Here is a 23,177-nt window from a genome sequence, read left to right as displayed (position 1 = left end):
AACAGATAACCAAGTGAAATATCAGTCGGTTATAAAAACACAATCCCCGTAAATCTGCAAAAAATCATGCGCATGCAAAGATGCGCCGCCAATCAAACCACCATCAATATCAGGCATCTGAAACAACGCCTTCGCATTGTCGAGTTTAACGCTGCCACCATACAGGATAGGTAATTTTTGCGCAAGATCAGGATAACGTAGGGCTATCTGCTGGCGCAAAAACTGGTGTACTTCCTGGGCTTGCTCAGGGCTTGCCGAAACCCCCGTCCCTATCGCCCAGACTGGCTCATAAGCCAGTATCCCTTGCTGGAATACAGCCTCGCCTAATGCCATGCTCTTGTCGAGTTGGTGCTGTAATACCGCGTGGGTCTGTTCAGACTGGCGCTGTTCAAGCGTTTCACCAATACAAAGAATCGGCGTCAACCCCGACTCCGTGGCTAGCTTAAACTTTTTGGCAATCAGCTTATCCGTTTCTCCGTAGTAGGCACGACGCTCTGAATGGCCGAGTAACACATACTGGCAACCAAATTCATGCAACATGGTGGCAGATACTTCCCCCGTATAAGCCCCTTCTTCCTCAGCTGCCATATTTTGCGCTGCCCATGCAATTTGGCTTCCTTCTAATAAAGTCTGCGCCTCAGCCAAAAAAACATAAGGGGGACAAACAACCCTATTTACATTGGCTGAAGGGGTTACCGCGGAAGATTTCAATGTCGTTAATAGCGCCTTTACAGAAGCCTTACTACCATACATCTTCCAATTGCCTATAATAAATTTTTTCCGCATAGGAGGATCACATACTCCATTTTGATGAGTGTACTAAACAATATTAACTTTTTAGCGAGTATACCGATCGTTGCTGAAAATACGAAGCATCCATAAAAAATTGACTGTTTGATCTTTTAAGTTGATCTAGTCATTAATTTTAATATAGTTTCAGGTTCGAAACCTTTCGCAAAATTCGCCAAATTAGCGACGCCCTCTGTCGGGTTATTTAAAAAAGTAGACACACTCTTTATTATCGGGCTGTTAAAAAAAGCAGGCGTAGGCATTACAGCTTCTGAATGTTTCTGCGCTATGGGAACCAACCGCCGTTGAATAGTTGGCATTTCGTTTGCTTGACAGTCACGCGTATTGTTCATGCGAGTGATTGCACCATTAGGTTGAACTACTTTAATCTCCGACTTTCCAACAAAATCGTTTGTTTTAGGATTATCTGCTAATGCTTTATGATAAGCGAGAAAACTCAATACAATAAAAGTTATTATCGCAATCGGCGCTGTAATAAATGCCGGAATAAAAATTGAACCCACAAATCCAGTACCTATTGCAGTAATAAATGCAAAAATAGTTCCTGTAACCCAATCTTTTAAGACAGCGTAAAAATGGTTATTTTCATTTTTATTATTATAAACTCGAACTGGTGCAGATAGCCCCGCCTCAGCTTCTTTCTCTAGGTATAAATTAAGATTTTCATTGTCGCCATCCCTATGAAAAGTATGGCGATATACCTTTGCTATTCCATTTTCCCTTACAATAAAATAACTCATTCCTGCCTTTATCTCTAAACCTAATGCTAACTTAGAAAGATCTTGCATCACTTCAGCCGGCTCAAGTCGCGGCGCATCATTTGTCTGTGCTGCTTCAATCTGATTTTCTAGCTTCTTTATTTGGCTACGAAAAAGAGCTGCAAATTTCTGTCCTACAGACTTGCTTCCCTTTTCATAAATAATAATAGGTCTATTTTCTTCAATTTTTATAGTATTGCCAACTAAATCGGCTATGTGTGGTATAAAATCTCGTGAAAATGGCGTTAAAAACCAATTCAATATTTTTCCGCTATATTTTTTATCCTCGAACTCATTAGCAGCCCCCATAATTCTTAAGCGATCACCGCTTGGTTTTAAACACTCAATGCTATTGAGTTTTTTATTTTTAAAAGGAATTAAAAGCGGTGTACCACTCGTATTAAGCCCCTTAGTTTTTAACCACTCTTCAGCTTCTCTTCTAGAATCAAAAGGGACAAGCAATACAGGTACACTACAAAAACTGGGCGGTGTATATTTATTTCTAAATTTAGACATAAACAACCTATTTAGTTTTTATTATTATTTTTCAAAAAATATAGTAATAAAAATTAAATTTTTTAGCAAATAAAAAAAATAGAATTTAATATTAAAAATATTGATAACTGATAATTAATTTTATAAAAATTAAATTTATTTAATATGATTGTTTTTATTCCAATGCAGCTTAGTGCGCAGCGTTTCAAAATAATTATAATCGTGCGGATGAATCAACCGTAATGCTTTTGAGTTTTTTTGAATACGAATATCGGCACCAATCGGCACAGAAATCCGTGCTTGACCGTCACAGCTTAATGCAGGCGGGGATAAACTATGTGTATGAATATGAATATCAATCTGACTATCCGCACTAACCACAATCGGTCTGGCACTTAAGGTATGCGGAAACATAGGCACTAAGACAATAGCATTCAATTCTGGGTGTAAAATCGGTCCACCCCCCGATAAGGCATAGGCAGTTGAGCCCGTGGGCGTAGAAACAATTAAACCATCCGCCTGTTGCACACAGACAAATTGATCGTCAATCGTAATAGAAAATTCAATCATGCGTGCCACATTTCCAGGCATCAGCACCACTTCATTTAATGCGATACCGGCCTGTGTTTTATTGCCTTCTAATGCAATGGTTGCATTTAATAAAAAGCGTTTTTCTTCATGATAATCTCCCTCCAACACCTCGCCAATTTTATTTTCTAGATCTTGCGGATGAACATCCGTAAGAAAACCTAAACGACCTCGATTAATACCTAAGACGGGAATATCATGCTGCACTGCGCTATGTGCGGCATTAATCAAACTACCATCACCACCGACCACAATCAGCAAATCGACTTTGTTATGCAAGTCTGACTTAGAAAAGCAATTACAGGTGCGCCCGCGCAAGGATTTTGCTGTTTCCTCCTCCACCAGAACCTGCCGTTTCTTTGCTTGCAAATAATCTAGCACTGCGATCAGCGTATCGCTAACATCCCGCATGCCTTGCCTGCCGATTAAGCCGATGGTAGAAAATTTTTTGGACATAGTATGAGTTACCTATATAAGTTGGCGCTATCCTGGGCAAATAGTATCGCCTAGTCAAATATACCCTTCGCCCTTGAATTTTCGTCTGGGTTGCCGAAAATCCCATTGCTGTGAGCATAGATTAGCAAATTTTTACACTAAGCACCGATTTTAAGCTGCCACTTAAGCTTGAATCTTGTGACCATAGCCTCCATAATTTATATCTAATTATAGGATATTGTATCTACGATTGAATTTAGGCATTCATAATTTAATCGTTGTCCTTCTTAAAATAATGGGAGACTTATTATAATGAGTAAAAACGAGAGCTCTAAAAAAACAACCTGGGAAAAATTAAATAGTGCGGCCGCTCAAGAAACGACCGAGCCAGAATCAACCACTAAAGAGGAAGCAACCACACAAAAAACGGAGTCCTCTGCCCAGAAATTAACCCATCCTTCCTATGAAGCCTTGGAAGAGCAGCTCGCTAAAACCGAAGCCCAGCTAGAGCAACATAAAAGCACCTTAATCTATCAACGTGCTGAAATGGAAAATATAAAGCGCCGCTCCCAACAGGATATAGAAAAAGCACATAAATTTTCCTTGGAAAAATTTATTAGAGACCTACTCCCCGTTAAAGATAACCTCGAAAGAGCGCTTGAGCTCACCCAGGGGACCAATAATGATCCCACCTTAAAGGGTATAGAATTAACCCTACAGGCGTTTCAAAAGGTATTAGAAAATAATGGCGTGGAAACCATTGCCCCCGCTGCCGGCGATGCATTTGACCCCAATTACCACCAAGCCATGTCCATGCAGGCAACCAGCGAGCAAAAGCCTAATACGATTCTTCTAAGTCCACAAAAAGGCTATTTGCTTCAAGGAAGGTTAATACGCCCTGCTGCGGTCATCGTGGCAAAGGCACCGGAAAAAAATTCATAACAAGCTTCAGCTACACCTTGAAAAGGCAATCATTAAGCCCAATTTTAGAGGTGTTGTTGGTCTATAAGCTAACAGATCGTTTTTTTTAAAATTTATAAAAGAGCTATTTTACGCGGAGAACATTATGGCAAGTGCAAAAATAATCGGCATCGACTTGGGGACCACAAACTCGTGTGTTGCCATTATGGAAGGTGGCAAACCCAAAGTGATAGAAAACAAAGAAGGGCGACGAACAACCCCTTCCGTTGTCAGCTATGACAGTAACGAAATTAAAGTCGGTGATGTAGCAAAACGACAATCTGTCACTAAGCCAACCGATACCCTCTATGCGGTAAAGCGTTTGATTGGCCGTCGCTTTGAAGACGAAGCTGTTCAAAAAGACATTAAGATGGTCCCCTACAAAATTATTAAGGCCGAAAACGGCGATGCCTGGGTAGAAGTAGGCGGCAAGAAATTATCCGCTCAACAAGTCTCAGCTCAGATCTTAATGAAGCTAAAAAGTGATGCGGAAGCCTATTTAGGCCATGAGGTCACTGAAGCAGTCATCACGGTACCGGCTTATTTCAACGATTCTCAGCGTCAAGCAACTAAAGATGCCGGACGTATTGCGGGACTTGAAGTTAAACGTATTATCAATGAACCGACTGCCGCTGCGTTAGCCTATGGTCTAGACAAAAAGCGTGGTGACTCCACCGTTGCTGTCTACGATTTAGGGGGCGGTACTTTTGATATTTCTATCATTGAAATCGCTGAAGTCGATGGAGAACATCAGTTTGAAGTATTAGCAACCAACGGTGATACTTTCCTAGGTGGTGAAGACTTTGACCTACGCGTTATTAATTATCTCGCGGATGAGTTCAAAAAAGATCAAGGTATTGACTTACATAATGATCCATTAGCGTTACAACGACTTAAAGAAGCCGCTGAAAAAGCTAAAATTGAACTTTCTTCTGCACAAGAAACTGAAATTAATCTGCCCTATATCACCGCGGATAGCAGTGGTCCAAAACATTTACATATTAAACTGACTCGTGCAAAATTAGAGTCCTTAGTAGAAGACTTAATTGAGCGTACTGTAAAACCTTGTGAAACAGCGCTTAAAGATGCAAAAATTTCTAAGGATAAAATCACTCAAGTTATCTTAGTGGGCGGACAGACACGTATGCCTAAAGTACAAGAAGTGGTTAAAAGCTTCTTTGGCAAAGATGCGCGTCACGATGTGAACCCCGATGAAGCAGTTGCCATTGGTGCGGCTATTCAAGGTGGTGTATTAGCCGGTGATGTTAAGGACGTTTTATTATTGGATGTCACTCCCCTCTCTTTAGGAATAGAAACCCTAGGTGGCGTGATGACAAAACTCATCGAAAAAAATACCACCATCCCAACAAAAGCGAGCCAAACCTTTTCTACAGCGGATGACAATCAAACAGCCGTTACCATTCACGTGTTACAAGGTGAGCGGGAAATGGCTTCTGCCAATAAATCATTAGGGCGTTTTGACTTAGCAGAAATTCCACCTGCAGCACGCGGCACACCGCAAATCGAAGTAACCTTTGATATTGATGCAAACGGAATCCTTAATGTATCGGCTAAAAACAAAACCACGGGTAAAGAACAAAAAATTGTCATTAAAGCCGCCAGTGGTTTATCTGAAGCAGAAATTCAGCAAATGGTTAAAGATGCTGAAACACATGCCGATGACGATCGTAAGTTTCATGAACTCATACAAGTTCGTAACCAAGCCGATAGCTTAATTCATGGCACCAGCAAAGCACTGAAAGAAGCCGGTGACAAAATTACCGCTGACGAAAAAACACAATTGGAAACAGCGATTGAGGAACTCAAAGAATCGCTTAAAGGCAGTGACAAAGAAGCGATGGAAACAAAACTTAAAGCCTTAACCGATGTATCGGGGAAAATGGCGGATCGTCTGTATGCCCAATCGGGTGCTGATGCAGGAAACACAGCCCAACCGGCTGACTCTGCTCAAGCAAGTGATAATAAGGAAAAGGGAGATATTGAAGACGCGGTATTTGAGGAAGTAAAGGATAAAGGCCAAAGGAAGAAGGATAAGGACAAGGATAAAGAATAATTTGTTGCTTATAGCTAATGATGGATTATTTATGATCCATCCTTAGCCTCTTAAAAACACTCTATTCCACTAACATTTTTTAAAATCCCTTTTTAACAGGGATTTTTCTTTACTTGGCTCTCTGATTATGGCGAAACAGGATTATTATAAAGTATTAGACGTTCCCCGAAATGCGAGTGATCGCGAATTAAAAAAAGCTTATCGAAAACTTGCGGCAAAGTATCACCCTGATCGTAACAAATCGGATGAAGCCGAGGAAAAATTTAAAGAAGCAAAAGAAGCTTACGAAGTTTTATCCGACTCACGTAAACGTGCTGCTTATGATCAATTTGGCCATGCGGGTATAGAAGGTGGTATGGGCGGTGGTTCCGCAGGAGGCTCACGCGGTTTTAATTTCAGTGATGTCTTTGGCGACATGGGCGATGTCTTTGGCGATATTTTTGGAGGTCGTGGTGGACAACAAGGACCACAGCGTGCACAACGCGGCGCGGATCTACGTTATACCTTAGAACTCGACTTAGAATCTGCTATTCATGGCACGACCGTAGAAATTCGTATTCCTCGTGTCGTTGCTTGTAAAAGCTGTGCCGGCACTGGTGCGCGCAAAGGAAGCAACCCTATTACCTGTAACACCTGTGGTGGTGAAGGACAGGTACGTATTCAACAAGGTTTTTTCACGATTCAACAAACCTGCCGTGAGTGCCACGGTCATGGTCAAATCATAAAAGACCCCTGCCCGGATTGTCGTGGCCAAGGTCAAGTACAAGAATCCAAAACCTTATCCGTCAAAATCCCTGCCGGTATTGATGAAGGTAATCGAATTCGTTTAAGTGGCGAAGGTGAAGGTGGGTTGCATGGTGCGCCAGCAGGTGATCTGTATGTACAAATTCACCTAAAACCGCATCCACTCTTTAGACGCGAAGGTAACCACTTATATTGTGACGTTCCTATCAGCTTTAGCTTGGCCATATTAGGTGGTGAAATTGAAGTCCCTACCTTAACCGGTATTGTAAAACTACACATTCCAGCCGAGACCCAAAGTGGAAAAATTTTACGCTTACGTGGCAAAGGTGTTCCTGGACGACCTGCCGTAACGGGTGATTTATTATGCCGTGTCTTTGTAGAAACACCGGTTAATTTAAGCAAAAAACAAAAAGAGTTTCTCACGACCCTTGAAAAAGAACTACAAACAGGAAATCATTACCCTAAAGCACGTCAATGGTTTGAAAGCGTTAAAAAGTTCTTTACCCAAAAAAGCTAAGCTCGAAAAAACTATTTAAAACAGGTATGATCAGCTTGGATGCTTATTACATATAAAAATACGGATTGAAAATTCAGAGAAAAAATCATGAAGAAAGTTCCAATGACAACCGCTGGTGCTAAAAATTTAGCACGAGAGCTACAAGATTTAAAAACCATAAAACGTCCGCAAGTCATTGATGCGATTGCAGAAGCACGCGCCCATGGTGATCTCAAAGAAAATGCGGAGTATCACGCGGCTAAAGAATCGCAAAGTTTTATTGAAGGAAGAATTGCTGAAATTGAAAGTAAATTAGCCACGGCGCAAATTATCGATGTCACCAAAATGTCTAATCACGGCAAAGTTATCTTTGGTGCAACGGTTCAGCTTATTAATAGCAAAACAAATGAAACAGTTTCTTACCAGATCGTTGGTGAAGACGAAGCAAGTATCAAAGACGGTAAAATTTCAGTTGCTTCACCTATTGCAAGGGCTTTAATAGGTAAAGAAGAAGGTGATGCCGTTGATGTACAAACACCAGCCGGCCCACTTAATTTAGAAATTGATAAAGTAGAATATATCTAAACACTACAGTTTAAGGATGATCTTAAAGATTCGCTTTGAGTGTTTGAGCCTGTAAACTAAATTGTGTAAATGCTTATTATTACCTAAGCTAATGCGCTGAAAAAAGCACTAGCGATAAAAGAGAAATAAGTAATGAAACAAGAACAAGAAATAAATATAGCTCCCGAATTAATCAGTGAATTGGCTAAATCCATAAAGAGTGAAAAAGATATATCTGCGCTGAGCAAGCAGCTATTAAAGCTCACGGTAGAACGAGCCATGGATGCAGAGCTAGAGGAGCATCTAGGCTACGAAAAGCACGCGATAGAAGGCAAGAATACGGGAAATAGCCGCAATGGTTATTCACCGAAGCGATTAAAGGGTGATTTTGGCGAAGTTGAGATTAACACGCCTAGGGATCGAAATAGTACGTTTGAACCTCGACTTATACGCAAAGGACAAACGCGCTTGACGGAGTTTGATGAACAGATTTTAGCGCTGTATGCCCGAGGGATGACTACCCGTGATATAGCGGCGACGTTCAAAGAAATGTACGGTGCGGAGGTATCGCACAGCTTGATTTCTAAAGTGACTGAAGCCGTGATGGATGAGGTGACGGTGTGGCAGAATCGCCCCTTAGAAACGGTATATCCTATCGTGTATTTAGATTGTATCGTTATTAAATGCCATCAAGATAAACGTGTGATCAATAAATCCATCTATTTGGCTTTGGGCATTAATTGTGAAGGACAAAAGGAATTACTCGGCTTGTGGATAGCTGAAACCGAGGGTGCAAAATTTTGGCTATCTGTATTAACCGAATTAAATCATCGTGGGGTAAAGGATATTTTTATTGCTTGCGTGGATGGACTAAGCGGGTTTCCAGAGGCAATAAACGCGGTATTCCCAAAAACGAAGGTTCAGCTCTGCATTGTGCATCTTATTCGTTATTCCTTACGCTACGTACCGCATAAGGACATGAAAGCCGTGGTAGCGGATCTTAAGCTTATTTACCGTGCTATTTCTATAGAGCAAGCCGAAGAAGCGCTTCTGATGTTCAGTGAAAAATGGGATAAAAAATATCCCGCCATTAGCCGTACCTGGCATAAAAACTGGAGTAATATGGTGACCTTATTCGATTATCCTGACGACATACGAAAAATTATTTATACCACCAATGCCATTGAATCACTCAATAGTGTGATTAGAAAATCAATTAATAATCGTAAAATCTTTCCTAATGACCAATCGGCATTAAAAGTAGTATATTTAGCGGTACAGAAGGCATCACAAAAGTGGACGATGGCTTTACATGATTGGAGAGCCGCTATGAATCGATTCGCTATCGAATTCGAGGGTAGGTTCTCCTGACACGGCACTTACACAAAATTGTTTACAGGCTCGAGTGTTTAAGTAGTTATCCAATTCAGTCACCCGGCCATGGCTCGTAACACGACGCTCTAGAACTGTTGGGTTAATGCTACCAATCAAATAAAAAAAACAGTTGAACACAGACCAGTGTCTATGCTGAGAGATGATTTCTTTTTGATCTCGAATAATTTCTTTAATTTTAGCAATCTGTTCTCTGGATAAAGACTCTTCTCTATTAGCCTGTCCCTGGCGTTGACCCATTCCTCCATCACGGCATACCTTAGCAATCGCTTCAAGAGCTATTGATTTATTTTTAGCTATTTGAGAATGTTTTTTATTTAATATTTTGCTGTAGCTTTCAATGTCAGATACTAATGATTCTTCTTCAGGTTTTTTTATAGGTATCGATTCATTAAAATAATTGAAGCATTTATCTTTCACTTCATCACTACCCTCATTTGTCTTCGCAGAACAAATTATTGTAGGAATATTAAAAATATCAAATTCACTGATATAATCTTTAGAAAGCTTAGAACCTTTATCATCACTTTTATTGAAAACAATCAATTGCAAACAACCAGAAGTAGAACCCTTCAATGTAATTCCCGTATTAAACTCCTGAAATATCTTTTTATTTTCCTCTGCTTCTTTAGTAGAATCTAATACATAAATAAAGGCTGATGTATCTCTATAATATATTTTTAACATACTTCCAAATTTTTCATATCCTCCGATATCCCATATATGAAATGCTATGGATTCTCTCTGAAACCTAAAAAAATCTACCCCGATAGTACACCGGTAATTAGAATAAAATTCTTCGCCGACTATACGGCGTATTAAGGCTGATTTACCTGCTCTCTCGTTACCTACTACAACAATCTTAAAGCTATTCATCTCATTATGATTGAACATTTTACAACCCCATTATTAAAATATTAGTATCACCTTTTAAAGGCTACCGGCATGTGCTCAACACCCGCATCGCTATTTTCAGTAAGCGAAGCAACCTTAGTGCTAACGCTTAGAACTCTATCAAGCAACGCTTCTATTTTATCAAGTTTCTTTTCTTTTGAACTTTTGCTAAAAAAACTAAACTCAAATTTATTACCCTTCACAGCCGTATTATAGAACCCACAGGCTATCGCGATAGGTATTCCCAGGGGTAGAACAATGATCATTACTATCACCACAAAACTAGCGACTATATCCAGCAACTTCCAAGCAAACGATAATGGTGGGATCTGCAAACGTATCTGTTCAATAGATTGCTTAGCTTGTTGATAAAAATCTTCGGGTTGTATTGTTCCAACTTGCATCTGTTTGGCCAGTTCGATTAACTGATCCACCTCTATGATTTCGCTTTTATCAAAGCAAGGTGAGTTTAAATAGGCGATTATCCGGGCACAATAATGATGCAATTTATTAGATAGGTTTGGATTCGATTCAATACCCTCTGTTAGAGGACATGTAGTTTTTTTAGAAAAAATATTATTAAAGTCTCTCATCCTCACCTTATTATTTTCCCTGACTATTAATAATACACTAAATACTTTTTACACAGGTATTCACTATAGTTCATGGCCTTGCTGACCATCAAGCTTTTTCTAGCGCAGATGTACAAACAGCAGTGCTCTACTTAATCAAGTGAGTCGCTATGCTCCCGAAGAATTTCGGCCATCGTGTCCCCGAAATTCGTTCGCATGACGCGACTGAAATTAGGCCGCGATACGTCCTGCGTCCGGCACGCACTCACTCCTTCGGAGTTCATGCCCGTGCCTCCCACAAATGACTTTACGGCGTTATGCGTTTCCTGCTTCGCCCGTCAACGCACGCCTATCGCGGGCTCTTCGACTTCGCATTGCTTTCACAATGCTTTCCTGTCTCATCGTTAGAAATTGATAAAGTAAGAGATATCTAGCACGCTATAATTTAAGGATTAGTCGATATGAAGGGTGATTTTAAAAACTCATCTCGATTGTTTAAGTAAGCATCTAATTTAGTTACCAGCTTATTACTTTCAACACGATGCTCTAGTGCTGACGCGCTAAGCATATCAATCACGTTAAAAAAGCAATTAAACACAAACCAGTGCCTATGCTGCCTGATGGTTTCTTTTTTATCGCTAATAATGCGCTTAATGTCAGCAATCTTCTCTGTAGACAACGGCGTCTTTGGCTGAGACCGACCCATTCCTCTATCGCGGCATGCTTTAGCGATCGCGTTAAGGGCCGTTGATTTATTCATAGCTATTTACGTATGTTTTTTCCTTAAACATTTGCTGTATTTTTCAATTTCAGATAGCAGCAACTCTTCTTCAGCCTCTTTTGTAGAGACTAAGCCACTAACATAATTGAAGTTTGTATCTTTTATTTCAGCAACCCCTTCATTTGTTTTTGCAGAACAAATCACATAGGGAACATTAAATATAGCAAATTCATTGATATAATCTTGGGAAAGTTTAGAGTTTTCAGCATCGCTTTTATTAAAAACAATCAATTGACAAGCATTAGGAATAAAAATCTCTGATTTAATTTCCCTATTAAATTCCTGAAATATTCTTTTGTTTTCTTCCACATCTTTAGTGGCATCTAATACGTAAACAGCGCTTGAGGCCTGTTTATAATAGGCTTTTCTTATGAAACTAAAGCGCGCAGCTCCAGCCAAATCCCATAGATGAAATTTTATGTTCCTTTTCTTAAGAAGAAAAAAGTCTATGCCCATAGTGGTACATAATTAGAATGAAATTCTTTGCCAACTAAGCGGTTCATTAAAGCCGTTTTACCGGACTCTGCATTACCTACAACAATAACTCTTATAATTTTATTATCCACGTCAGGCATATATCAGTTATATTCTAAGGAAAATTAAGAATATTCTAGCCAAGTTAACTTAAAGTTTTATGAATAAAACCAGATTTGCTTAAACCGCAACAGCCGCTTTAATAGCTGGATGATATTGGTAATCACTCAATACAAAATCTTCAAAGTGATAGTCAAAAATAGAATCGGGTTTACGCGTGCATCACGAGTGTCGGCAAACAAAGTGGTTGTCGCGATAACTGTAACTGCACTTGTTCACGCGCGATTACTATTTTCCATATTATTTTCTTCTATAATGGTAGCACCACGCACTTTATCAACCCACACTTCTAGACGGTTGAGACTTTTTTCTTCTGGGCTTTTAAAGAAACTAAGCTCAAATTTACCGTTTACCGCCTTATTATAGAAGCAATTAGCAATCGCAATGGGTGGAACAATAATTGCTATCAAACTAGCTATCGCATCAAGTAACCGCCAAGCTAACGATTGCTTTGGTACCTGCTCACGTATCTGCTGAATAAGCACGGTTGCTTCTTCTTTAAATCGATCTGGGTTTATTGAACCAGCTTGTTTTTTTTGAACGAGCTCACTTAATTTGTGCTTCTTTTCTTTAATTTCTTTTTCATCAAAGACAGGTAAATTTAAGTAAGTGAGTATCTGATCATAAGCTATTTTTTCAGAAGCAAATTTATTAAAGTACTCCATCAATCTATCTTTTATTGTCATTCCTGTTTGATCAGTACTATTGTCCTTTGCAGAACAAGCTATCGAAGGAAGTTCAAACGCATCAAACGCCCTTATATACTCTTCAGAAAGCCTAGATTCCAGATGATCACTTTTAGCAAAAACGATCAGTTCAGAGAAATCAGCAGAGTTAGATTTTGTCGCTTGCCTATATTGTTGCAATAACTTTTTATTTTTTTCTATGTCTTCAGTAGAAGACAATACATAAACGATAATTGATGAAGATCTGTGATACATTGGCCAAAGACCTCTATACCTTTCAGCGCCTGCTACATCCCATACATCAAATATTACTGTTCCTTCCGTCAATTTAGAGAAACTTGAACCTATCGTAGACTCTACCCGATCAGAAAACGCCCGATTTTTCATTCTATTGAGCAAGGATGTTTTACCGACATTCTCGGCACCTAAAAATACAACTTTAATATTATTAGACATTTTCTTTTCTCTGAAGAAATTATTAATTTTTTAAAATTCTATATTACAATAATAATCTTCAAGTGAGTCGCTATGCTCCCGAAGAATTTCGGCCATCGTGTCCCCGAAATTCGTTCGCATGACGCGACTGAAATTAGGCCGCGATACGTCCTGCGTCCGGCACGCACTCACTCCTTCGGAGTTCATGCCCGTGCCTCCCACAAATGACTTTACGGCGTGATGCGTTTCCTGCTTCGCCCGTCAACGCACGCCTATCGCGGGCTCTTCGACTTCGCATTGCTTTCACAATGCTTTCCTGTCTCATCGATGGAAAAATTAAATAAATGCTAATTAAATGGCCACTACGGCTTTGATAGAAGGGTGATATTGGTAATCACTCAATACAAAATCTTCAAAACAATAATCAAAAATAGAATCGGGTTTACGCTGCATCACGAGTTTGGGCAAACAAAGTGGCTGTCGTGATAACTGTAACTGCACTTGTTCACGATGGTTATTGTAAATATGGCAATCACCGCCCGTCCAAACAAACTCACCCACTTGCAAACCACACTGCTGTGCAATCATATGTATTAACAACGCATAAGAAGCGATATTAAAAGGTACACCCAAAAAGGCATCGGCACTGCGCTGATAAAGCTGACAGGAAAGCCGTGCGTTTGCCACATAAAATTGAAACAGTAAATGACAAGGCGGCAGCGCCATCTGATCTAAATCACCCACATTCCAAGCACTGACAATTAAACGCCGCGAATCTGGATTGGTTTTTATCTGGTGTATTAACTGACTCATTTGATCAATGATTTTATTATCGGCGGTTTGCCAGCTGCGCCATTGCTTACCATACACAGGGCCTAAATTTCCTAACTCATCGGCCCATTCATCCCAGATAGTCACGCCCTGCTCATTCAAATAACGGATGTTAGTATCGCCGCGTAAGAACCACAGTAATTCGTGAATAATACTTTTTAAATGTAATCGTTTCGTCGTGACCAAAGGAAAGCCTTGTGCTAGACCAAAGCGCATTTGATAGCCGAAACTACTGAGAGTACCTGTGCCCGTCCGATCCGTCTTGGATACACCCGATTCAAGAATATGCGTCAAAAAATTAAGGTAGGTTTGCATAAGATAATGGCTATTAAAAGCCCAGCTCCGGTGGATATAGCGGTTAAGCTAGCGTTGTTGCATCCCATTTTATAGGGTACCATCACATTATTTCTAGTATTTTTTAAAATTCTTATGCGTATTAATCTGTTTGGGGCTGGTTATGTTGGATTGGTTACCGCCGCTTGTCTCGCCGAACATGGAAATCAGGTCCTTTGTATCGATATCGATCAGGAAAAAGTTAAACGCTTGAAGCAAGGGGAGTGCCCTATTCATGAGCCGGATCTGCCTGCCTTATTACAAAAAAATTTAGAAGCGGGTCGGCTTAATTTCAGCCATGAGCCCGAGGAAGGGGTCCACCATGGGTTTTATCAATTCATTACCGTCGGTACCCCACAAGATGAAGATGGCTCAGCAGATTTAAGCCATGTTTTAGAGGTTGCCCAAACCATTGGCGCTTCACTGACTGAACCGCGCCTTATTATTAATAAGTCCACTGTTCCTGTGGGCACAGCTGATAAAGTAAGCGCTGCTATCCAAAAACAGCTCACAAAACGCAAGCTTTCTATTGCCTTTGATGTGGCTTCTAATCCAGAGTTTTTGCGTGAAGGGGCGGCGGTTAATGACTTCATGCGCTCAGATCGCATTATCATTGGCACCGATAGCAGCGATGCAGAAAATCACTTACGCCAATTGTATAAACCTTTTAATCGCAATAATGATCGCTTAATCGCGATGGATATTCGCTCCGCTGAGCTCACGAAGTATGCAGCCAATGCTTTTTTAGCCACCAAAATTAGTTTCATTAATGAAATAAGCCGTTTAGCAGAACGCTTAAATGCCGATATAGAACAGATACGCATCGGCATTGGTTCCGACCCACGTATTGGTTATCATTTTATTAATCCTGGCGCTGGTTACGGTGGCTCCTGCTTTCCTAAAGATGTACTGGCTTTAGAAGCAACCGCAAAAAGTTTTCACTATACGCCCCTACTTATTAATGCCGTCCATAAAGTCAATGACGCACAAAAACGTGTTTTATTCGAAAAAATAACACACCACTTTAATAATAAGTTGAGTGGCAAAACGATTGCTTTGTGGGGACTTTCTTTCAAACCCAATACAGATGACATGCGCGAAGCGCCCAGCCGTGTATTGATTGATGCGGCACTCAAGGCAGGCATGAGCATACAAGCCTATGATCCAGTTGCGATGCCAGAAGCACAACGTCTTTATAAAACAAAACCCAATTTTAGCTGCTGCGAAAGTCCAGAAGCGGCGCTGATCAATGCGAATGCACTGGTTATCGTCACCGAATGGAATCTATTTTTTAATCCTGACTTTGAGAATATCAAGCAACAATTAAAAGAGCCCACTATTTTTGACGGTAGAAATCTCTATGATCCGCATTACTTAAAGCAATTAGGCTTCAATTATTACGGCATTGGTCGTGGGGAACCATTTAATCCATGAAAAAAATTAGTAAAGCTATTTTTCCTGTCGCAGGATTAGGTACGCGCTTTTTGCCTGCTACTAAAGCAAGCCCAAAAGAAATGTTACCAATTGTTGATAAGCCATTGATCCAATATGCGGTAGAAGAAGCGATTGCGGCAGGTATTACTGAATTGATTTTTGTGACCAGTAGCAGTAAACGCGCCATTGAAGATCATTTTGATTCAAACTATGAATTAGAAGCCAAGCTTGCAGAAGCCGGTAAAAATGATTTATTGCAGATCGTTAAAAATATATTGCCTAAAGGCGTAAGTTGTATCTACCTACGCCAACCGGATACCTTAGGTTTAGGCCATGCTGTTCTTTGTGCGCAACCACTGATTGATAATGAACCTTTCGCTATTCTACTTGCCGATGATTTAATTGATTCTTCGGTTTCATGTTTAAAACAAATGCTAACGGTGTACCAAGAAAAACAGCACTCTGTCATTGCTGTTCAAGCAATCAATCCCGAAGGGAGTGATCAATATGGCATTATTGGTTATAAAGCTAAAGAAAATAGGTTGAGTCTCATCGATAAGATTATAGAAAAACCCAGCATTAAAGAAGCGCCTTCCAATCTAGCGGTAGTTGGACGTTACATTCTGACATCGGCTATTTTTCCCTATCTAGCGAAAATACCACCGGGCAAAGGTGGCGAAATTCAGCTAACGGATGCGATTGCATGCTTATTAGAAAATGAACCACTGTATGCTTGGGAGTTTGAAGGAACACGTTATGATTGCGGAAGTAAATTAGGTTATCTACATGCTACTATTGCCTACGCCTTAAAACATTCTGAAACTAAAACTGCCTTTGCAAATTATCTAAAAAACTTTAAGTTATAATCATAATAAAAAATACAACTGTAAAAAAACAGTGCCTATTTATGTACATCCACATGAAAATTTGATAGTCTTTATAATATAATTTCAGGATAAAGGACATCAAAATTAACTTTATCCTAACGATTTTTTGTACTATTTTCGAAAAACAGGATCTATCCTAATTTGAAAAATAAAATAATAATAGGTTTTTTATTCCCTCCGGCTTTTTATCCCGAATTCGCGTTTATACTGTTTTAGTTTTTTGTATCCAATAATTATTACTCGTGCTAAAAGGGGAAATTATATGCCTATATTAAATTCTGATTTAAACGAAAAATGCTATAACCTCACCCCGTTAAAGCTTCCCCATCTAAACCAGCTACAATCCTTACCAAAAGATTGGTTGCCAAAATTAGCTGCGCTATGCAAAGTAAAAATTGAACATTTTAATAGACATATAAAAACGTCTCATTCGTGCAATTATGTTATTTTATTAGGAAACACTACTCTTTCATTAACAAACGCATTGCAGCTTATTTATTTACGGCTTTCTGATTTAAACGCCACAGATTCGCACCATACTGCTATGATTCTTAAGTTACAAGTGAGTCGCTATGCTCCCGAAGAATTTCGGCCATCGTGTCCCCGAAATTCGTTCGCATGACGCGACTGAAATTAGGCCGCGATACGTCCTGCGTCCGGCACGCACTCACTCCTTCGGAGTTCATGCCCGTGCCTCCCACAAATGACTTTACGGCGTGATGCGTTTCCTGCTTCGCCCGTCAACGCACGCCTATCGCGGGCTCTTCGACTTCGCATTGCTTTCACAATGCTTTCCTGTCTCATCGACTGAAGGCATCGAACTCTGTACGGAAGGTTTTTTTAACCGTGCCTCAGATATAGTAAATAGTTTTCAGGAACCAAAAAATTTAAATGAGTTACTCTACCAGGCAAGATCTGAGCTTGTAAGAAAGGTAGCGAATACTATGGCAATAACTCAGGAGCAACAAATTCATGCAGTTAACCAAACAATAGACATCGCCGTTAATGAAGGGTTAGGCATTGAAAAAAATTTTAATGACCCCTATTCTTCGGATTTAAAAACTTCTGTCACTAAAGAAGCTCTACAAGTGAGTCGCTATGCTCCCGAAGAATTTCGGCCATCGTGTCTCCGAAATTCGTTCGCATGACGCGACTGAAATTAGGCCGCGATACGTCCTGCGTCCGGCACGCACTCACTCCTTCGGAGTTCATGCCCGTGCCTCCCACAAATGACTTTACGGCGTGATGCGTTTCCTGCTTCGCCCGTCAACGCACGCCTATCGCGGGCTCTTCGACTTCGCATTGCTTTCACAATGCTTTCCTGTCTCATCGAAAGAAGAATTCTCCAAAAACTTTACCCCCTTTTATTTACCTTTTTTATTAGAAGAGCAACTGCGGAGATTGCTTAGTTCTTCTGGTTATCAGGGGCCTCAAGATTCTGAGTATACTACAGGCATAACGGAAACGATATCTGAAAAAATCAAAACTTATCTCCACGCAGAAACGTTTAAAAAATATAATTGGCAACAGTTTTTTCAAATAATTGAAAACGATGATTTTGATATTACTATACGAGATATGGATTGGGCTGCAATAATAAAATATCTTTTTGAAACCTTAGTCCAGGAAGGTTATTTTGCTCATCAGCGTTCCTATAAAAATATACACAACCTAGTAGATTGTGCTTCTTTTAGTAACCTATTTCATGATAACCAACTTTTGGAAATCGAAACTAAATACCTTGTAGATGAATTTTTTGATAACAAGCATTATTCTTTACAATTAAAGAAAATTAAAATAGATTTTCCTGGTTACTGGAAAAACCTAAAAAATCATCCACATTTAATTAGCAGAATACCTTTATTGATCAGCGATATAAAAAACTCACCTGCTGCCACCAACATAGATGAAAAAATTAATTTATTACTTTCGTTAAATTTAAAAGATATACATAACCATCCTAATATTATTAAATCGTTAATAACAATATGAGTTACGAATATTTATCAATATAAATCTGAAACCATCCTTTCTTTATTAAACTTTGTATTTGCAAAAGATAACGACTATAAAATCGATCCGAAAACAATCCAGCAAATGCTTTTAAATAAAAATAAAAGTGGCCTAAGTGCATTGACGATAGCAGCGTGTTATCAACCTAAAGTCGTTTCCTCGCTATTAGGCTTTGTACAGGATAATAAAGATAAAATCGATCCGGAAACAATCCAGCAAATACCTTTAAATAAAACTAAAGATGGCTGGAATGCATTGATGGCAGCGGCGCGTTATCAACCTCAAGCCGTTCCTTCTCTATTAGATTTTATAAAGGGTAATGACGATAAAATCGATACAAAAACAATCCAGCAAATGCTTTTAAATAAAAATAAAGGTGGCGTAAGTGCGTTGATGATAGCAGCATGTCGTCAACCTAAAGTCATTTCCTCGCTATTAGGCTTTGTACAGGATAATAAAGATAAAATCGATCCAGAAACAATCCAACAAATGCTTTTAAATAAAACTAAAGATGGCAAGAATGTATTGGTGTTAGCAGCACAGTCTCAACCTAAAGCCGTTCCTTCTCTATTAGATTTTGTAAATGATAATAAAGATAAACTTGATCCAGAAACTCTGAATCAAATAATTTTCTCCTGTCAAAATGGTGACAATGCATTGTCGTTGGCTATAAAAGATTCGGAAAAACACTCGGAATTGATATCCATCATAGAATTTATAGACAATAATATTAAAGATTTTTCTCCAAAAAACTTGTGTATAAATTTTTAAATCACCAAAATGATCCTGATTGGAATCTATATACCGTTAAAACATTATTAGATAGATATTTAGAAGATCTTTCTAACAGAAAAAAGCAAAATATTACACATACAACCCGATTTTTTAACAAGTGAGTCGCTATGCTCCCGAAGAATTTCGGCCATCGTGTCCCCGAAATTCGTTCGCATGACGCGACTGAAATTAGGCCGCGATACGTCCTGCGTCCGGCACGCACTCACTCCTTCGGAGTTCATGCCCGTGCCTCCCACAAATGACTTTACGGCGTGATGCGTTTCCTGCTTCGCCCGTCAACGCACGCCTATCGCGGGCTCTTCGACTTCGCATTGCTTTCACAATGCTTTCCTGTCTCATCGATGGAATTTTGGCTATTCGACACAGGAAAAAACAACTGCTGCATTAGCATTACAAACTATTTTAGCTGAAGGAGACATAACATCTCTAGCCACAAAAAATAGGATATTAAACCTAAAAAAATCCGATCCCTGTTTACGAAATGGAAGGTTAAGAAAGATAGTTGATATTTGTTGTAAATTAACACTCGAAAAGACTGAAAGCTTGCAAGAAAATAATACTTCTAACGAATCGCTAAACTATAGGTTATTGTTTAGCATTGCTATGCTAAATGAAACGCTGTTTGATATGATTGGACAATTAACTGATAAGCTGTGTTTTATTTATTAGCTTTGCTTCTCTGTGGTTTTAAGCAGGCCAAAAAAAACGGGATGAGTGGTTAAACCACTATCCCGTTTACATCCTTACTGATTTTTTGCTAACCGCACGACGGTCTTATGTTTAGTAGGAGCGGTCTTCTGTTTAGCCGTTTGCTGTAAAGCAAGCTTATCCACAGAAGGTAATGCCGCTAACTGTTTCCTATATAAAGCTATCCTATCTATAGGTAAAGCAAACTGGCCTTGGGTTAAGGCAGCCGTACTGCTCTTAACACCCGGGTTGAGCTGTTGAAGCTCTGATAAGCTCATACCCGCTAACTTAGCAGCGTGCGATAAACTCATCCCCGTTCTACCTACATCAACCAACTCAAGGTAAGGCTTGGCACTAATAGGCGGTAAAGTCACGCCATATTTTGCTGGATCTTTAACAATCGCAGCGAGCGCCAATAAACGCGGAATATATGAACGCGTCTCATCAGCTAATGGTAAAGCCCAGAAATTTGTATTTTTATCACGTTGCGTATTGTGACGTATCGCATTCTGAACGTTACCTTCACCGGTATTATAAGCGGCAATCGCTAATAACCAGTTTCCACCGAAGAAGCTCTTTAGATACGTTAAATAATCTAAAGCCGCCTTGGTTGAGCTAGAAAGGTCTCGACGACCATCAAAGCCTTTATCCTGATGGACACCATAAGCACGCGCTGTAGTAGACATTAACTGCCACATACCCGCTGCACCTGAGGAAGCATTGGTAGCCGACGGATTATAACCACTTTCAATAATAGGTAATAATACCAATTCGGTCGGCAAGTTACGCTTAGTAACCTGCGAATAAACATAATCCATATAAGGAGCAGCACGGCTAACTGCATCATTCAGATAAGCCGGGTTTTTAACAAACCATCGAATCTGTTCCTGTACGGCAGGCTGGCGTTCTTCACTAGCCGTTAACTGTAAGTGAGCTCGAATAGGGTTCCATAAGGTTCCCTTTTCTGCTACTGCACTAAAAAGAGCCTTAGCATCATGCGGTGCTAAACTTCCCCCTGTAGGAGCTGTTTTAGCACCCTTAGCTGGGCCATTTTGGTCAGTTGTCGCGGTTCCACTCAAAGGAGGGAACTGAACACAAGCCGTAATACCTACTGCAAAAACAAGCAATAGGGTGAGTAATAATGTATAAATTTTGAGCGTTTTATAAGTCATAATAGGATGTTACGGGAGCTACCTACATAGATCAAGCCAATAGGCTTACATATGCTAAAGAAATGGGCTTACATGTAAGCTAAATACCTACTTTTCATGGGTTTTTTGCCCTAGGCAAAAGTGGTTAAAAACAGATGATTTTAGGGCTGAAAAGGCTGTCCAAATGGGTCTATCAACAAGTGAGTCGCTATGCTCCCGAAGAATTTCGGCCATCGTGTCCCCGAAATTCGTTCGCATGACGCGACTGAAATTAGGCCGCGATACGTCCTGCGTCCGGCACGCACTCACTCCTTCGGAGTTCATGCCCGTGCCTCCCACAAATGACTTTACGGCGTGATGCGTTTCCTGCTTCGCCCGTCAACGCACGCCTATCGCGGGCTCTTCGACTTCGCATTGCTTTCACAATGCTTTCCTGTCTCATCGGCCGTGATCTGGCAAGTTCTCAGCTAAGCCGCTCAGGACCCACCCCAAAAACCCATCAAACAACGACTTTTCGTGTCAGTCCTGCTTGTGCCATAATAAGGGGTTAATCCTGCCCTTATCGTGTACGAAATGACGATCATTTTCTACTTGGGGAAAAACCTTGAATTACGACAATGCGCTCAAATTAGAAAATAAGCGATTAAGTCGCTTATTGATTAATTACTCAGGCCGACATTTACTACTGCTGAGTAACCATGTTTTATCGAGTCTAGAATCTAGCCCTATTCCACACAAAATTCGCATCAGCCAAGCACCAGAATCCATTTCTGACGACACGCTCAATTGTGCTTTTTTACAAAGTAACTACACTGATTTGCCGTTTGCGAGTGACAGCATTAACCTCATCATTTTACCCCACACCCTAGAGCATGATAAAAATGCAAAACATATCCTCAGTGAGGCCTGGCGAGTATTAACACCGAATGGCCATTTAATCCTCTTAGGTATTAACCCCACTAGCTCATGGGGTCTTTACAAACTTTTTTCATATAAACCCCCGCCTTGGAACGGTTATCTTTATACGATTCCAACGATTTGTCAGTGGATTCAACATTTGGGCGGACAAATTTGTCACACAGAAAGTTTCTTTTTTCGCCCCCCACTCACCAGCCAATCCGGAACCTGGTTATTTGATAAGTTATTTTGGTTAGAACAAATATCACCGTGGCTATTTCCTTATCTGGGCGGAATTTATTTAATTATCGCCCAAAAACATATACGACAACTTAGCCGATTGGGGCTTGCCTGGCAATTTCCACCGGTATTAACCAACAAGGCCTTAGCTTCTAACGTACGAGGAGCACACTGTGCCTACACCACCTAAAATAGAAATCTTTACTGACGGTGCTTGCAGAGGAAATCCTGGCCCAGGTGCTTGGGCAACCTTGTTACGTTATCGAGAAAAAGAAAAAATGTTATCTGGCACTGAACTCAATACGACCAATAATCGCATGGAACTCATGGCCGCTATTCAAGCATTAATGGCATTAAAAAAACCCTGCCAGATCGTATTAAGCACGGATTCTCAGTATGTAAAAAAAGGGATTACGGAATGGCTACCACAGTGGAAACGACGCGCTTGGAAAACTGCCAATAAAATGCCAGTCAAAAATAGTGATTTATGGAAGCAGTTAGATAAACAAGCCGCGCGTCATACCATCGAATGGCAATGGGTAAAAGGACACAGCGGTCACCCTGAAAATGATAGAGTTGATAGTCTAGCGAATGAAGCCTTAGATAAGCTGCTCAAATAATAGATTTCTTT

At 40.1% G+C, this 23,177-nt stretch carries 31 protein-coding genes; 13 read left to right on the top strand and 18 right to left on the bottom strand.

The annotated features are described in order from the left end of the window. Positions 1-21 precede the first annotated feature (21 nt). From tpiA to KX723_RS01860, 3 genes are all read right to left on the bottom strand, one after another. On the bottom strand, positions 22-786 hold the full coding sequence (gene tpiA / locus KX723_RS01870; protein ID WP_218814415.1) for a triose-phosphate isomerase: 765 nt from the start codon (positions 784-786) through the stop codon (positions 22-24). 116 nt (positions 787-902) lie between these two features. After that, positions 903-2,084, bottom strand: coding sequence for a hypothetical protein (locus KX723_RS01865; RefSeq protein WP_218814414.1), 1,182 nt, complete (start codon positions 2,082-2,084; stop codon positions 903-905). Positions 2,085-2,219: 135 nt separating this feature from the next. Next, positions 2,220-3,107: an NAD(+) kinase gene (locus KX723_RS01860; protein ID WP_218814413.1), complete on the bottom strand. Its 888-nt coding sequence runs from the start codon at positions 3,105-3,107 to the stop codon at positions 2,220-2,222. Positions 3,108-3,398: 291 nt separating this feature from the next. Between KX723_RS01860 and grpE the strand changes: the two genes are divergently transcribed. The 5 genes from grpE (at position 3,399) to KX723_RS01835 (ending at position 9,295) form a co-directional block, all read left to right on the top strand. Next, a complete protein-coding gene (grpE, locus tag KX723_RS01855) occupies positions 3,399-4,028 on the top strand; it encodes a nucleotide exchange factor GrpE (protein ID WP_218814412.1) in 630 nt (209 codons plus the stop codon). Positions 4,029-4,152: 124 nt separating this feature from the next. Then, entirely contained in the window at positions 4,153-6,120 is a 1,968-nt protein-coding gene (gene dnaK, locus KX723_RS01850; RefSeq protein WP_218814411.1) for a molecular chaperone DnaK, read from the top strand. 127 nt (positions 6,121-6,247) lie between these two features. After that, the gene (gene dnaJ / locus KX723_RS01845; protein ID WP_218814410.1) at positions 6,248-7,381 is read left to right on the top strand and encodes a molecular chaperone DnaJ; all 1,134 of its coding nucleotides are present in this window, start codon (positions 6,248-6,250) and stop codon (positions 7,379-7,381) included. Between the two features lie 87 nt (positions 7,382-7,468). Beyond that, entirely contained in the window at positions 7,469-7,945 is a 477-nt protein-coding gene (greA, locus tag KX723_RS01840; RefSeq protein ID WP_218814409.1) for a transcription elongation factor GreA, read from the top strand. A gap of 132 nt (positions 7,946-8,077) precedes the next feature. Beyond that, positions 8,078-9,295: an IS256 family transposase gene (locus tag KX723_RS01835; protein ID WP_218813425.1), complete on the top strand. Its 1,218-nt coding sequence runs from the start codon at positions 8,078-8,080 to the stop codon at positions 9,293-9,295. Here KX723_RS01835 and KX723_RS01830 read toward each other — a convergent pair. The 9 genes from KX723_RS01830 to thyA all read right to left on the bottom strand — a co-directional run bounded on the left by KX723_RS01830 (position 9,233) and on the right by thyA (position 14,424). Next, positions 9,233-10,210: a Rab family GTPase gene (locus KX723_RS01830; RefSeq protein WP_218814408.1), complete on the bottom strand. Its 978-nt coding sequence runs from the start codon at positions 10,208-10,210 to the stop codon at positions 9,233-9,235. The genes KX723_RS01835 and KX723_RS01830 overlap by 63 nt on opposite strands. Positions 10,211-10,239: 29 nt before the next feature. Further along, positions 10,240-10,644 carry a hypothetical protein gene (locus tag KX723_RS01825; protein WP_218814407.1) on the bottom strand — a complete coding sequence of 135 codons (405 nt, stop codon included), beginning with the start codon at positions 10,642-10,644 and terminating at the stop codon, positions 10,240-10,242. A gap of 583 nt (positions 10,645-11,227) precedes the next feature. Next, entirely contained in the window at positions 11,228-11,542 is a 315-nt protein-coding gene (locus KX723_RS01820; protein WP_218814406.1) for a hypothetical protein, read from the bottom strand. 6 nt (positions 11,543-11,548) lie between these two features. Next, positions 11,549-12,019 (bottom strand): GTP-binding protein, encoded by a 471-nt coding sequence (locus tag KX723_RS01815; RefSeq protein WP_281421172.1) that lies wholly within the window; start codon positions 12,017-12,019, stop codon positions 11,549-11,551. After that, positions 12,010-12,138, bottom strand: a complete 129-nt coding sequence (locus KX723_RS09725; protein WP_281421170.1) for a hypothetical protein — start codon at positions 12,136-12,138, stop codon at positions 12,010-12,012. Before KX723_RS09725 ends, KX723_RS01815 begins: the two co-directional genes overlap by 10 nt. Positions 12,139-12,217: 79 nt before the next feature. Further along, complete coding sequence (locus KX723_RS09825) at positions 12,218-12,298, bottom strand: hypothetical protein (RefSeq protein ID WP_425516596.1); 81 nt, start codon at positions 12,296-12,298, stop codon at positions 12,218-12,220. 74 nt (positions 12,299-12,372) lie between these two features. Beyond that, a complete protein-coding gene (locus tag KX723_RS01805; RefSeq protein ID WP_218814404.1) occupies positions 12,373-13,299 on the bottom strand; it encodes an ADP-ribosylation factor-like protein in 927 nt (308 codons plus the stop codon). Between the two features lie 133 nt (positions 13,300-13,432). Then, positions 13,433-13,603: a hypothetical protein gene (locus KX723_RS01800; protein WP_218813323.1), complete on the bottom strand. Its 171-nt coding sequence runs from the start codon at positions 13,601-13,603 to the stop codon at positions 13,433-13,435. A gap of 26 nt (positions 13,604-13,629) precedes the next feature. Next, entirely contained in the window at positions 13,630-14,424 is a 795-nt protein-coding gene (thyA, locus tag KX723_RS01795; protein WP_218814403.1) for a thymidylate synthase, read from the bottom strand. A 114-nt stretch (positions 14,425-14,538) separates the two neighbouring features. Between thyA and KX723_RS01790 the strand changes: the two genes are divergently transcribed. The 3 genes from KX723_RS01790 (at position 14,539) to KX723_RS01780 (ending at position 17,385) form a co-directional block, all read left to right on the top strand. Next, positions 14,539-15,876 carry a UDP-glucose dehydrogenase family protein gene (locus KX723_RS01790; protein ID WP_218814402.1) on the top strand — a complete coding sequence of 446 codons (1,338 nt, stop codon included), beginning with the start codon at positions 14,539-14,541 and terminating at the stop codon, positions 15,874-15,876. Next, positions 15,873-16,742 carry a UTP--glucose-1-phosphate uridylyltransferase GalU gene (gene galU, locus KX723_RS01785; protein WP_218814401.1) on the top strand — a complete coding sequence of 290 codons (870 nt, stop codon included), beginning with the start codon at positions 15,873-15,875 and terminating at the stop codon, positions 16,740-16,742. Before KX723_RS01790 ends, galU begins: the two co-directional genes overlap by 4 nt. A gap of 283 nt (positions 16,743-17,025) precedes the next feature. Further along, on the top strand, positions 17,026-17,385 hold the full coding sequence (locus KX723_RS01780) for a hypothetical protein (protein WP_218814400.1): 360 nt from the start codon (positions 17,026-17,028) through the stop codon (positions 17,383-17,385). Positions 17,386-17,396: 11 nt separating this feature from the next. On the opposite strand, the gene KX723_RS01775 is transcribed toward KX723_RS01780, so the two are convergent. Continuing rightward, positions 17,397-17,567, bottom strand: a complete 171-nt coding sequence (locus KX723_RS01775; RefSeq protein WP_218813323.1) for a hypothetical protein — start codon at positions 17,565-17,567, stop codon at positions 17,397-17,399. A gap of 140 nt (positions 17,568-17,707) precedes the next feature. Between KX723_RS01775 and KX723_RS01770 the strand changes: the two genes are divergently transcribed. After that, positions 17,708-17,911: a hypothetical protein gene (locus KX723_RS01770; protein ID WP_218814399.1), complete on the top strand. Its 204-nt coding sequence runs from the start codon at positions 17,708-17,710 to the stop codon at positions 17,909-17,911. Between the two features lie 11 nt (positions 17,912-17,922). Here KX723_RS01770 and KX723_RS01765 read toward each other — a convergent pair whose 3' ends face one another. Next, positions 17,923-18,093 (bottom strand): hypothetical protein, encoded by a 171-nt coding sequence (locus tag KX723_RS01765; protein ID WP_218813323.1) that lies wholly within the window; start codon positions 18,091-18,093, stop codon positions 17,923-17,925. A gap of 71 nt (positions 18,094-18,164) precedes the next feature. Here KX723_RS01765 and KX723_RS01760 point away from each other — a divergent pair, with 71 nt between their 5' ends. Together KX723_RS01760 and KX723_RS01755 are read left to right on the top strand one after the other, a co-directional pair. Beyond that, positions 18,165-18,755 (top strand): hypothetical protein, encoded by a 591-nt coding sequence (locus KX723_RS01760; protein WP_218814398.1) that lies wholly within the window; start codon positions 18,165-18,167, stop codon positions 18,753-18,755. Positions 18,756-18,860: 105 nt separating this feature from the next. Then, positions 18,861-19,547 (top strand): hypothetical protein, encoded by a 687-nt coding sequence (locus tag KX723_RS01755; RefSeq protein WP_218814397.1) that lies wholly within the window; start codon positions 18,861-18,863, stop codon positions 19,545-19,547. 192 nt (positions 19,548-19,739) lie between these two features. On the opposite strand, the gene KX723_RS01750 is transcribed toward KX723_RS01755, so the two are convergent. The 4 genes from KX723_RS01750 to KX723_RS01740 all read right to left on the bottom strand — a co-directional run bounded on the left by KX723_RS01750 (position 19,740) and on the right by KX723_RS01740 (position 21,851). After that, a complete protein-coding gene (locus tag KX723_RS01750) occupies positions 19,740-19,910 on the bottom strand; it encodes a hypothetical protein (RefSeq protein WP_218813323.1) in 171 nt (56 codons plus the stop codon). 404 nt (positions 19,911-20,314) lie between these two features. Continuing rightward, positions 20,315-21,430: a transglycosylase SLT domain-containing protein gene (locus tag KX723_RS01745; RefSeq protein WP_218814396.1), complete on the bottom strand. Its 1,116-nt coding sequence runs from the start codon at positions 21,428-21,430 to the stop codon at positions 20,315-20,317. An 87-nt stretch (positions 21,431-21,517) separates the two neighbouring features. After that, positions 21,518-21,643, bottom strand: coding sequence for a hypothetical protein (locus tag KX723_RS09720; RefSeq protein WP_281421169.1), 126 nt, complete (start codon positions 21,641-21,643; stop codon positions 21,518-21,520). A gap of 37 nt (positions 21,644-21,680) precedes the next feature. After that, positions 21,681-21,851: a hypothetical protein gene (locus KX723_RS01740; RefSeq protein ID WP_218813323.1), complete on the bottom strand. Its 171-nt coding sequence runs from the start codon at positions 21,849-21,851 to the stop codon at positions 21,681-21,683. 162 nt (positions 21,852-22,013) lie between these two features. Here KX723_RS01740 and KX723_RS01735 point away from each other — a divergent pair, with 162 nt between their 5' ends. Both KX723_RS01735 and rnhA read left to right on the top strand, forming a co-directional pair. After that, on the top strand, positions 22,014-22,736 hold the full coding sequence (locus tag KX723_RS01735) for a class I SAM-dependent methyltransferase (protein WP_218814395.1): 723 nt from the start codon (positions 22,014-22,016) through the stop codon (positions 22,734-22,736). After that, on the top strand, positions 22,720-23,166 hold the full coding sequence (gene rnhA / locus KX723_RS01730; RefSeq protein ID WP_218814394.1) for a ribonuclease HI: 447 nt from the start codon (positions 22,720-22,722) through the stop codon (positions 23,164-23,166). Before KX723_RS01735 ends, rnhA begins: the two co-directional genes overlap by 17 nt. Positions 23,167-23,177: the final 11 nt, after the last annotated feature.

The organism is Rickettsiella endosymbiont of Dermanyssus gallinae (genome assembly GCF_019285595.1).
In the GTDB taxonomy this organism is placed as follows: domain Bacteria; phylum Pseudomonadota; class Gammaproteobacteria; order Diplorickettsiales; family Diplorickettsiaceae; genus Rickettsiella_B.
This window is presented reverse-complemented; position numbering and strand designations above follow the sequence as displayed.